Source organism: Mucilaginibacter sp. (assembly GCF_965201005.1).
Taxonomy (GTDB): domain Bacteria; phylum Bacteroidota; class Bacteroidia; order Sphingobacteriales; family Sphingobacteriaceae; genus Mucilaginibacter_A.
The window spans coordinates 1,187,577-1,199,873 of the sequence record NZ_OZ241747.1 but is presented as its reverse complement, the minus strand read 5'-3'; the positions used below and the strand labels follow the sequence as shown (position 1 = coordinate 1,199,873).

Sequence of the window (12,297 nt, the reverse complement as noted above, 5' to 3'; positions counted from 1 at the left end):
TGTAAAAACAGTATGCTTCTTTTAGCCTATAAAAATTGCTGGTTTTGCTGGATTAGTTTTGTAATTGATTTCACGGTTTCTGCGGAAGTGAATTGATCTTCCGGCGATTTGATCACATAATCAACCAACTGCTCAATGCTGCTGGTGGCCACGTGCATCCGCGTATCCGAAGATGCATAATAAATGAAAACTTTGCCGTCTTCATCCGCAATCCAGCCGTTGCTAAATACCACGTTGGACACATCACCAATGCGCTCCTCGCCTTCCGGGGCAATAAAATAACCGTTTGGTTTGTGCGTAACTTTGGTCAGATCCTGCAAATCCGTCATGAACATATACAACACATAACGTAAACCGGCAGCCGTGTTGCGCACGCCATGTGCCAAATGCAACCAGCCTTTTTCTGTTTTGATGGGTGCAGGGCCTAAGCCATTTTTTGCTTCGTAAACGGTGTGGTAAACTTTTTTATCCAGCACAGTTTCGTGATGAACCACGGCCGGGTCCATCGATCCGGAAAGGCCGTAACCAATACCGCCGCCGCTTCCGGCCTCGATAAAACTATCTTGCGGACGCGTATAAAAAGCGTATTTCCCATCCACAAATTCCGGGTGCAAAACCACGTTGCGCTGCTGCGGTGATGGTGATTTTAAATCCGGCAAATGTTCCCAATGTTTTAGATCATGCGTACGCGCAATGCCGCATTGTGCCACAGCGGATGATTGATCGCCGGCCGGTGCTGATGGATCACGGCGCTCTGTACAAAACAAACCGTAAACCCAACCATCTTCATGCTTCACCAAACGCATATCATAAACATTGGTATCGGCCGAGTTTTCGCCTTGCGGCATATCAATCGGATAATCCCAAAAACGAAATTTATCCACGCCGTTTTCGCTTTCGGCAATGGCAAAAAACGATTTCCGATCTGCGCCTTCCACGCGGACAGCCAGCATATATTTGCCTTCAAATTTGATTGCACCGGCATTAAAAGCAGCATTGATGCCAATACGCTCCATCAAAAACGGATTTGTTTCCGGATTCAGGTCATATTTCCAGAAATAAGGTGCGTGTGCAGCGGTTAAAACCGGATATTGATAGCGGTCGAAAATGCCGTTTCCAGCTTCAACTTTTTCGTTTTCGCGCGTGATCAGCTGTTCGTAATCATGTTTTATAGTGGTCAATCTTGCCTCAAAATCTGTTGTCATTGTTAAGATTTAATATTTTTTATAAGATTTTAGTTCTCTAGTTTGTCCCACCAGGTTTTTTTCAGGATCAGCATAATTACAGCAATCAAGCCGATGGTGATCAACAACGGCAGCTTCATCCAAAGGATAAAATACATCGGCAAAATGGTAAAGCAAAGTTGTGCGATCACGCCCAAAACCACGTTAAACATATCCAGTTTAAACCTTTTATTACCGATAAAAGAAGCATCATCGGCCACAACCAACTCATGGACCGGTTTCCAAAAACCCCAGGGCCGAACTGTACGGTAAAACTTTTTAAGCACTTCGATATCTGTTGGTGGTGCAGCGTAAGTGCCTGCAATACAGCCAATAATAGAGATTACAAAAAGCATTGGCCAATTGTATAAATCGAGGTTGAAAAAAACTGAAGGAAACCAGATTTTGACATAAGGCAGCAGCAAAGCCGAAGCAATCCCGCTGGCCATCCCCCAGAAAAAACCGTTGGCATTAAAGCGCCACCAATACCATTTCAGCACGTTGGCCGCGATGTAACCGCCGTATAATCCGCCCACTATCCACTGCAAAATACTGTTCACATCTTTAGCGAAAAACCCCAGCGTAACGCCCAAAACCACCACCACAACGCCCACCAGATAATTCATGTAAATAATGATTTTGGTTGGCGCGTTTGGGTTGATGTATTTCAGGTAGATATCGTTCACAACGTACGCCTGAGCAGCATTCAATGTTCCGGAGAAAGTGCCCATAAAAGCACCAAGCAAACCGGTCAGCACGATTCCCAGAATCCCGACAGGCAGAAACTGATTAATTGCCCCGGGCAAAATACGTTCAAAATCGGTTCCGCCACCGGGAGCGGCCAAATCGAGCTGATTGTAGTACAATAAAGCCAAAACCGTTAATCCGATCACCATAGAATATCTGACGGGCAGCAGCATGATCGATACAAAACCGGTCATTTTAGAAGCGTCTTTTGGAGATTGTGTGGAGAGCATTTTTTGCATATCATAATTTGGTGCCGGGCCGGCCCAACTGGCAAAAACGCCTTTGAAAAGCATCATCATAAAGAAAATACCGAACAGACCGAAGCCATCATCTTTGATTTTCTGGTTGGCCGCCGGGACGATGTGCGACCAGTCCATGTTAAGGTGCAAGCCAAAAAACGGATCGGCCCAACCGTGCGGCACGTTTAACGTATGGCCACCGTGTCCGTGAAGGTTCATCATTGCAATTACCGCAATGGCAATGCAGCCAACCGTCATGATCGCGTACTTGATCACATCGCCCAGAACGATACTGTGCATCCCGCCTAAAATAGAATAAAACATGGCAAAAAGCGTGAAGATAATACCGTAAAAATGTGCCACATATTGCGGGGCAATGTGGAAAGGAACGTAAGCCTCGATCATGTTCCAGGGCACAAAAATTTCGATGAACTTGCCCAGGCCAATAAAGCCGTAAGCCAAAAACCCAAGGCAGCCAATCAGCGCAAAAGCAACCGTTACATTGTGCGATGCTTTTACGTTTTTGCCTATAGTGCCAAAGCGCGTGGCCAGCCATTCGGCACCGGTATCAGCGTTGGAGCGGCGCAGCCATTTGGCCAAAAACATCATGTTGAAAACCTGGTTGAACACCGGCCAAAGCCACGGGATCCAGATACTTTTTAGGCCGTAAACGAAGCATAAGGCCACCATCCACATCGTTCCGCTAATATCAAACATGTCTGAAGCATCACTTAAACCGAGCATGTACCAGGGCAACTTTTTACCGCCCATCAAGTAGCTTTCTTTATCCTGACTGGCTTTTTTGCGCATGTACCAACCGATCATCAGCATCAGCACGAGGTAGGCAACCAAGATGGAAACATCAATCAGTCTTAACTTCATTTATTTTTTTATCAGCTTTAAATCAATTATTGGAATGTGTTCAGATCAAACTCCAGGTAGAAAAACCAGTGCTAAAAACAGCATTTGGCTTGATCCTTCCTGTAGCAGATCGCCCGTAAAATCATCTTTTTGTTTCAAAAAACCCTTATTATGTCGGATTTGCCTAAAACAAAACCAAGGCGGCCATCCGTTTTAATAAAACTTTGCTGCGCGACAAGGGATTTTGACATCAGGACACATTTATCAACAGTGCACATTTCCCAAAACTAACCGGCTTTCTACAGTTTATTCAATAGTATTTTAGCTTTTGTTAAAACATTTTTGCTGTGCCCAACAAGTTTTATACGGTAAAAACAGCATCAGCAATATTGATATGTTCATAATTTATGGTGATAAAAGAAGCATGGTGAAAGGTGATTTATTGTTCCGGAAACATAAATATCAATATTCAAATTTCTGACTTAAATCACCAATGGCAACCTCAAATCCACACGGTTCATTTACCGATTTTGAAATTTACATTGATAAACGATATTACACAAGTTTCACTGTCAACAGTATTTTAACAATTAAGTATCATTTCTTAAAGGATGATCTATTTGTTGTCAATATAAATATTGTTCACAAATTATATTTAATAAGTAGTGCGATTAAACTACTATCGGCTAAAAGCCGATAGGTTTGATTTCGCCTGAAAGTTGACTGAAGGACCATAACTCAGGTTAATAGTAAAATCCTCATATTTTTCCTCATTATCCTGATTCTTTATGTACTCCATTATTATCTCATCCGCAATATTGCCTGAACTTGCCACAAAATAACCCCGTCCCTACAAATAACGGTCCCAAAATTACCTTGACAAATTCTTGTCTTCCTGTAGCAACTTGTAAAAACTTTTACCCTTCTATATATTGTACCAAATTACTTATTTCCAAATGTGGGGGAACAGAGACAAACAAGTGAACGTGGCCTTGAGATACACGACCTTTCGATAGCTCTACGTCATGCTCCTTACAAACCCCTCTTATTAGTCCGTGCACGCGCCTTGCAACTAAACCAGAAAGCACTTCTTCCGATACTCCGTTATCTATACTATATGATACTTACAATCATAAGTCGTGTGGCTCGTCTTTCGATAATTTTGCACTAAGCAAATATATTAAACCAAAGGCGAGGGATTTACCCTAAGAATGATACGTTAACGAGAAAACAAAAGTTTAAATAACCTCGTGGTAAAATTTAGTGGTTTGGATGGATTTTTTCTATTAGCAACAATTATTAAAGCAAATTTACTGGCATAAAAGAAGCAGCAGACAACTATCCGACAGGATTTTAAACAGGCCCTTAGTAAGGTTATGATTGTTCCTGCGTACCCTCCGGACGTGTTAATTTTTGAAAAGGGATTTTTAAAGTGTTCATAAAAATGCCATTGGTTGCAGGTTCCATGTGGGTATCGATACCGAAAACGGTATCCCGTTCTTCTAACTCGCCAAAAGTACCAAAAAGACGGTCCCAGATGCTCAGCACATCCCCATAATTACGATCGGTATGCGGCAACTGATAATGATGGTGAACGTGGTGCAGGTTTGGGGTGATAAAAACCTTACCAATAATATTATTGATTTTTCGGGGCAAACGGAATGTGGTATGTGCCGAGATATTGGAAAAAGACTGGACACTTTGCCGCAATACCAGCACGCCTACAGCAGGGCCCAGCAAAAACACCCACAACATAGAAAAGCAGGTACGCATAATGGTTTCACCCGGATGTTCGCGCACGGTGGTTGATACATCAACAGCCAAATCACTATGGTGCACCAGATGAAACTTCCATAAAAAATCGGTTTTATGCATGATTACGTGGTAGCAGTATTCGCAAAAATCGAGCAAAATGAAAAGGCTAATGTAATATACCCAAAGATTTTGATGGAAAGGGATAAAGTTGATCAGGCCCCAATGATGCTGATTCGTCCAACCTATAATGAGCACCACAAAACCTGTTAAAAAAAGCTGAATCGGCAGGGCCGTAAAAATAAACATCAGGTTGACACGGCTATGCTGCCACTTTAAATGAAAAAAACCACCGCTGATCATAACTTCTGTAAGCCATAAACCGGTGATTATAACTGCGTAAAGGGCAACCTGAACAAGTTCCTGATGGGTGGAAATAAAATGCCGGATTATCATGAATTTTCAACTTTATAATGATTGATCAACTAGTTTCAGAACAAAATCATTAGTTGTAACAAACATATAAGTAAATTCTGAAGAAATTCTGGTTGAATTGCCAACCGCTAAATAAAATTCAGAACTTTTTATGTGACATAAGTTTCAAAATACTCAAAATGGCTTACAATTTTTTAAAAACACAGAATTTATACAATTTCATAAGTTAATTTTATCAGGATCAATCTTAAAAAGCAAAGGATTTAAGACCCAGACAACTCTGCATAAACATATAACTGCTTTACCTTTACAACATTAAGCTATAATTTTCAATTGTTGAAGATGATACAAAAAACTGAATTGCGTTTCGGAAACTACGTAAAAACTGTTGTTCCTGTTGAAAAACATATACAAGTTATGGGTATTACCAGCCATGGTATTCATCTGCAAAATCAAACCGTTTTAGGTTTTGAACTGATTAAACCGGCAGCTATTACACAAGAAATTTTGCAAAAATCGGGTTTTATATACGGAAGAAAATATAAGCAGACTGACTATTATGATTTGATACCTGCCTGGAAAGACCACCGAGAACAGATTTGAGATTTTAAGCTAAACAAGCACCATATCAAATACATCAGATTTTTGCATGAAGCACAAAACCTGTTTTTTGATTTAAGTTCGACAGAGTTAGAAGTTAATATCTGATTTTTTGCGATAAAATGGTTACAACTTTAGTTTGCGCCAACTGGTTTAAGTCCAGGATTTCTACAAAATTGATTTCTACTTTTGATGACAAATATTTATGCCCTAAAAGAAGTATATGTCCCGAATTAAAATCTATGGTTTGCTTACCATTTTAAGCTTATGTGTTTGTAATCTTCAGGCGCAGGATTCATCAAAAATTATCAAAACGGATACTTCTTTTATCCACCCAAAATACCAGCGCAGTGTAATTGAAAAAGGTTTTAAACCATATATTGTGCCAACGGCAATGGTTGGTTATGGCGCGTTGTCGCTTTTTGTGCCACCGCTAAAAAATCTAAACCATTCTGTTCAGCACCAAATTGTTACCAATAACCCTAATTTTTCTTCTCATGCCGATGATTACCTGTGGATAGTTCCAACGGCCGCACTTTACGGTTTAAATTTGGTTGGGGTTGAAGGAAAACACAACTTCCGCGACCGTACTTTGATTGTTTTGATTTCCAACGGGATTATGGAAGTGGGCAGCCAGATCACCAAAAAATCAGTCCGCGAATTGCGCCCCGATGGCGGAGATTATGAATCATTTCCTTCCGGCCACACGGCTTCGGCCTTTACCGCTGCAGAATATTTGTACCAGGAATATAAAGATGTTTCGCCCTGGATTGGTTATGGCGGTTATGCGGTGGCGGCATCGGTTGGCGTTTTGCGCTTGTACAACAACAAACATTATCTGGGCGATGTGATTGCCGGTGCCGGTTTGGGCATTATCTCTACCAAAATTGCTTACACGGTTTATCCGTTTGTGGCGAGGCATTTATTTAAAAACTACAGTTACAAAACGGTTGCGATACCGAGTTACACGCAAGGATATCCCGGCTTTGCGCTGGTGCACCGTTTTAATTGATGATTTTATGCCGATAAAAACAGCATTGGTACTACTTGCAATTTTACTGCTGACAGGCCGTTTTTTTGCTTCGGCACAAAATAATACGCTGCAATTTTATCAGGAACAAGCCTTAAAAAACAGTCCGCTTTTAAAAGATTACCAAAACCAGTATGCTTCCTTTAAATTAGACAGCTTGGGCATAAAAGCGCGGTACAAACCACAAGTCGGGCTAAATAGTTCTGGTGTTTTTGCGCCGGTAATCCATGGCTACGGCTACGATGGCTCTATCACCAACATACAAACTTTGAGCGGCGTAGTTGGTGCAAACCAATCTTTAGATAGTAAAAGTTATATCAAAGCGCAACTAAAAATGCTTGGGCTTGCTGCCGATTCTATCAACAATACCCGGAATATTTCGGAGCAGGATTTAAACAGATCGGTTACCGGCCAGTATATCACCGCTTATGGCAGTTTGCAGCAACTGGAATTTAATCAATCTGTAAATCAGTTGTTGTTTAAAGAAGAAAAAATCCTGAAAGCACTGACCCGCAGCAATGTTTACCGGCAAAGCGATTACCTTACTTTTTTGGTTACGCTGCAACAGCAAAGCCTGCAGTTATCGCAATCGCGCATCCAGTTTCAAAACGATTTTGCCATGCTTAATTATCTGGCCGGAATTGAAGATACAACAACCGTAAAATTGCAAAACCCTCGGATTGAGGTCAGCATCAAGCCTCAGATTACCAATAGCATTTTTTTTAAACAATATAGTTTGGATAGTATCCGGCTGGTAAACAGCAGGAAAATAATTGATTTCAGTTATCGGCCCCGAGCCAGTATTTTTGCGGATGGCGGTTACAACACTGGTTTTATTGCACCGTTTGCACACAACTTTGGTACAAGTGCCGGCTTTAGTTTAACCATGCCTATTTATGATGGCAGGCGGCGCAAACTACAATACAAAAAGTTGGATATGGAGGAGAATACGCGCCAAAATTACCGTGCTTTTTTTACAAGGCAATATAACCAGCAAATTGCGCTTTTACAGCAGCAAATCAGCGGAAACGAAGGCTTAATTAAACAAATTACCGAGCAGCTTAAATATTCAGAACGTTTGGTAACAGTTGATTTTGAGCTGATGCAAACCGGCGATCTGCGCGTGGCCGATCTGGTGTTGGCCATCAACAATTATTTGCTGGCACGTAATCAGCTCACCTTAAATCAAATCAACGGTTTACAACTGATCAATCAATTAAATTACTGGAAAAAATAGTGGCAAGAATTTTAAATTTGAAGGGCAAACCTTTACACATACTCTTTTTGGCAGTATTTTTTCTGCTGAGCTGCAAAGGCGGTAATAAAGCGGATGATGCAGAAGCAACGCCGGAGGCTGTAACGCCTGTTTCTGTAGTTGAAGTAAAGCAGCAAACGATTGCAGATTCAATAGTGCTCAATGCTACTTCTTCCTTTTTGCAGAAAAACTATGTTAAAGCAAGTTCAACGGGATATCTGCAAAGCGTAAATGTTATTCCGGGGCAATATGTGGTTCAAGGCAAAAAATTGTTCACCATACAAACAAAGGAAGCACGGACAATCGGAAACGCAATTAGTTCGTTGGACCCAAGCCTTCATTTTTCGGGAATTATCAGTGTAAAAGCCAATCAAAGCGGTTTTATCACGCAGTTGAACCATCAAAAAGGGGATTATTTATTAGACGGCGACTTGCTTGCCGTCATCAGCAACAACAGCAGTTTTGTTTTTGTAATGAACTTACCTTTCGAGCTTCGCCAATATGTTCAATTGGGCAAACCGGTAAATTTACTGCTTCCGGATGGCAGTAAGCTAAAAGGCACAGTTGGTTCATTAATGCCGGTTGTTGATTCGCTTTCTCAAACACAAAAAGTAATAATCCGGGCCGAAAGCATAAAGCAAATACCCGAAAACCTGATCGTGAAAGTAAGTATCCTGAAAAACATAGTCCCAAATGGCTTATTGCTTCCACAAACAGCAGTTTTAACAAATGAAACACAGGACGAGTTTTGGGTGATGAAACTGATCAATGATTCTACAGCAGTAAAAATACTTGTTAAAAAAGGCATAGAAACGGCTTCATCGGTACAGATCATTTCAGATAAAATAGCGGCACATGATAAAATACTAACTACCGGAAATTACGGATTAGCAGATACGGCGAAAGTAAAAGTTGCAGGGCATTGAAGATATGATAAAAGTTTATGTACGAAAATTGACGATGCTTCTTTTATGGCATAAAAATCAGTGCCGTGTGGCACAACTCTTTAAAAAGCCTGTGCAGCTGACAGATTTTTATGTCATAAAAGAAGCATGGGAAATAAGTTGAACAAGTGTAAACAGGCATAACATGAAAAGCTTTTTTGTAACTTATAAAAATCCGATTGCCATTATCCTGTTGCTTATTTTTGGCTCGGGCATATTTGTTTATGAGAAAATCCATATTTCCCTTTTTCCTGAAATTACTTTTCCGAAGATAAAAGTGATTGCCGATGCCGGGCTTCAACCGGTAAACCGAATGATGGTTACGGTAACCAGGCCGATGGAAAATGCCATCAAAAAAGTACCGGACCTACAGCTGATCAGAAGCATTACCAGCCGTGGCAGTGCAGAAATCTCTGCTTTTATGAGCTGGAATGCCAACATCGACCTAAGCAAACAACAAGTTGAATCGCAAATAGCCGAAATACAAGCGGATTTACCTGCCGGAGTAGCCGTGACCGTTGAAAAGATGAACCCGTCTATCTTGCCGGTAAGCGGATATACGTTGGAAAGCAATAGCAAATCGCCCATCGAACTTAACACTTTAGCTACTTATACCATTAAACCTTTTCTTTCGCAGGTTGAAGGCGTTTCTGAAATCAGGATCGTTGGTGGCAAAACGAAGGAATTCTGGCTGGTTTTGAAGCCGGAAAAGATGACTGCCATGTCGATCACACCGCAAGAAATTGCGACTGCTTTAAACAATACGAGCTTTATCCGTTCGGAAGGTTATCTCTCTGATTATAAATACCTGTATTTAACGGTTACCGATGCTACGCCAAAAAATAAAAGTGATCTGGAAGATTTAATCATCAGGAACAATGGGAAAAGAGTAGTCCAGGTAAAAGACATTGCAGATGTAAACATTAGTCCGGCTGTTGAATACACCAAAATTAACGCCAACGGTCGCCAGGGCGTTTTGATCGCTGTAATTAAACAGCCCAACGCCAACCTGATAACCTTGTCGGATAAAATGACGAAGCAGGTAGAAAAACTGAAGCAAATTTTACCCAAAGACGTGATTGTAAAACCTTATTACGTGCAGGCAGATTTTGTAAATACCAGCGTAAAAAGTGTAACCGACAGCATTTGGATCGGCCTTGCCCTTGCCATCATTGTTGCCATGATTTTTTTACGGTCTATAAAAGCAAGTGCTACGATCCTCATTACCGTTCCCATCACTTTAATGCTTACGCTGATTGTGCTTTACGTTCTGGGTTATACTTTTAATATCATGACGCTTGGTGCGATTGCCGCTTCCATAGGTTTAATTATTGATGATGCGATTGTAGTGGTAGAACAGATCCACCGTACACATGAAGAACATCCGGACGAACCAACTACTGAACTGATCCAACGTGCCATCGGCTATCTTTTCCCGGCCATGATTGGCTCATCTTTAAGTACCATTGTTATTTTTATACCTTTTATTTTGATGTCGGGTGTGGCGGGCGCGTATTTCTCCATCATGACGAATACCATGATCATTACCTTGGTGTGTTCGTTTTTTGTTACCTGGATCGGCCTTCCCGTTATTTATCTGCTGCTGACCCGTAATGCAGGGGTAAATACCATTAAAGCCCAAGAGCATCAGGTTAAAAAGCAGGGCTGGGTAAGCTTTTTTATATCGAAAGCATGGATCAGTTTTATTTTTGTAGCGATATTAATTGTTTCCATCGTGCTGGTACTGCCACATTTACAAACCGGTTTTTTACCTGAAATGGATGAAGGCAGTATTGTGCTGGATTACAATACGCCGCCGGGTACTTCGCTGGAAGAAACCGACCGGATACTTCGGGAAGCAGAAAAAATCATCGTTAAAATACCGGAAGTTGAAGCCTACTCGCGCCGAACCGGTACACAAATGGGTTTCTTTATTACCGAGCCGAACCGCGGCGATTATCTCATTCAGTTAAAGAAAAAAAGAAGCCGTACTACCGACGAGGTAATCAACGAAATCAGGCAGAAAATCCAATCTTCCCAACCTGCATTAACGGTGGATTTTGGACAGGTTATTACTGATATGCTGGGCGACCTCATGAATTCGGTACAACCGGTTGAGATCAAGATTTTTGGTGATGACCGGCAAATCCTTAAAAACCTGTCGCAACAAGTGGCTGCAACGATCAGCAAAGTGCAGGGTACTGCTGATGTCTTTAATGGTATCGTCATCGCTGGCCCGTCGGTTGATATTCAGCCTAATTCTACTAAACTTGCCCAATACGGACTTACACCGGCTGACCTGCAAACCCAATTAGAAACTTCTTTACAAGGCGTAGTAGTTGGAAGCCTGTTGCAAAATGTACAGATTTCAAATATTAGGATGGTTATGCCGCGCAGTCGGCAACGCAGCCTTGCAGACATCAAGCAAACAAAAATATTTTTAGCTAATGGCCAGCTTATCCCGATCCAAAACCTTGCCGATGTAAATATTTTGCCCGGTGATGCAGAACAGGAACGGGAAAACCTGCAATCCATGGGCGTAGTTACGGCCCGTCTTGAAAACCGTGATTTGGGCAGCGTAATGAAAGACATCCAAAACAGCATTCAAAAAAACATCAACCTCCCGGGCGGCTATCATATTGAATATGGAGGTTCTTATTCCGAGCAACAGCAATCTTTTAAAGAACTGTTAATGATTTTGATCGCGAGCAGTTTCCTGGTTTTTGTGGTGATCTTGTTCCTGTTCCGGGATTTTAGGGCATCACTTATTATCCTTGTTGTTTCCGTGCTGGGCATTTCCGGCAGTTATCTGGCGCTGTTCCTTACCAATACACCTTTAAATGTGGGTAGTTATACCGGCCTGATTATGATTGTGGGCATCATCGGTGAAAACTCGATTTTTACTTTCTGGCAATTTAAAGAAACCCTGCACGAAAAATCTGTGGAAGAGGCAGTTGTGTATGCGATTTCCACCCGCCTTCGCCCCAAATTAATGACGGCTTTGGGAGCCATTATTGCACTTTTGCCACTTGCTTTGGGCATTGGTGCGGGTGCGCAACTGCACCAGCCGCTGGCCATTGCCGTAATCGGAGGTTTTATCATTGCACTTCCATTGTTGCTGATTGTATTGCCCACCATGATCCGAGTATTCTATCGCCATGAACCAACCACAGTTATTAAAAACAACCTTGAAACAAATAATAATTCATAA

Annotated in this window: 9 protein-coding genes; 5 read left to right on the top strand and 4 right to left on the bottom strand. The window is 41.6% G+C overall.

The window, feature by feature from the left end; all coding sequences use genetic code 11:
* Window positions 1-26: 26 nt before the first annotated feature.
* The 4 genes from ACOFKR_RS05525 to ACOFKR_RS05510 all read right to left on the bottom strand — a co-directional run bounded on the left by ACOFKR_RS05525 (window position 27) and on the right by ACOFKR_RS05510 (window position 5,278).
* Complete coding sequence (locus ACOFKR_RS05525) at window positions 27-1,205, bottom strand: glycosidase (RefSeq protein ID WP_419803024.1); 1,179 nt, start codon at window positions 1,203-1,205, stop codon at window positions 27-29.
* 29 nt (window positions 1,206-1,234) lie between these two features.
* Window positions 1,235-3,091 carry a sodium:solute symporter family protein gene (locus ACOFKR_RS05520; RefSeq protein WP_419803023.1) on the bottom strand — a complete coding sequence of 619 codons (1,857 nt, stop codon included), beginning with the start codon at window positions 3,089-3,091 and terminating at the stop codon, window positions 1,235-1,237.
* Between the two features lie 896 nt (window positions 3,092-3,987).
* Window positions 3,988-4,158, bottom strand: coding sequence for a transposase (locus tag ACOFKR_RS05515; RefSeq protein ID WP_419803022.1), 171 nt, complete (start codon window positions 4,156-4,158; stop codon window positions 3,988-3,990).
* A gap of 286 nt (window positions 4,159-4,444) precedes the next feature.
* A complete protein-coding gene (locus ACOFKR_RS05510) occupies window positions 4,445-5,278 on the bottom strand; it encodes a sterol desaturase family protein (protein WP_419803021.1) in 834 nt (277 codons plus the stop codon).
* 321 nt (window positions 5,279-5,599) lie between these two features.
* Between ACOFKR_RS05510 and ACOFKR_RS05505 the strand changes: the two genes are divergently transcribed.
* The 5 genes from ACOFKR_RS05505 (at window position 5,600) to ACOFKR_RS05485 (ending at window position 12,297) form a co-directional block, all read left to right on the top strand.
* Entirely contained in the window at window positions 5,600-5,860 is a 261-nt protein-coding gene (locus ACOFKR_RS05505; protein ID WP_419803020.1) for a hypothetical protein, read from the top strand.
* 220 nt (window positions 5,861-6,080) lie between these two features.
* On the top strand, window positions 6,081-6,869 hold the full coding sequence (locus ACOFKR_RS05500; protein ID WP_419803019.1) for a phosphatase PAP2 family protein: 789 nt from the start codon (window positions 6,081-6,083) through the stop codon (window positions 6,867-6,869).
* The gene (locus ACOFKR_RS05495) at window positions 6,808-8,124 is read left to right on the top strand and encodes a TolC family protein (protein WP_419803018.1); all 1,317 of its coding nucleotides are present in this window, start codon (window positions 6,808-6,810) and stop codon (window positions 8,122-8,124) included. The genes ACOFKR_RS05500 and ACOFKR_RS05495 overlap by 62 nt, the downstream gene beginning before the upstream one ends.
* A 47-nt stretch (window positions 8,125-8,171) precedes the next feature.
* Window positions 8,172-9,068 carry an efflux RND transporter periplasmic adaptor subunit gene (locus ACOFKR_RS05490; protein WP_419803017.1) on the top strand — a complete coding sequence of 299 codons (897 nt, stop codon included), beginning with the start codon at window positions 8,172-8,174 and terminating at the stop codon, window positions 9,066-9,068.
* 163 nt (window positions 9,069-9,231) lie between these two features.
* Window positions 9,232-12,297 (top strand): efflux RND transporter permease subunit, encoded by a 3,066-nt coding sequence (locus ACOFKR_RS05485; RefSeq protein WP_419803016.1) that lies wholly within the window; start codon window positions 9,232-9,234, stop codon window positions 12,295-12,297.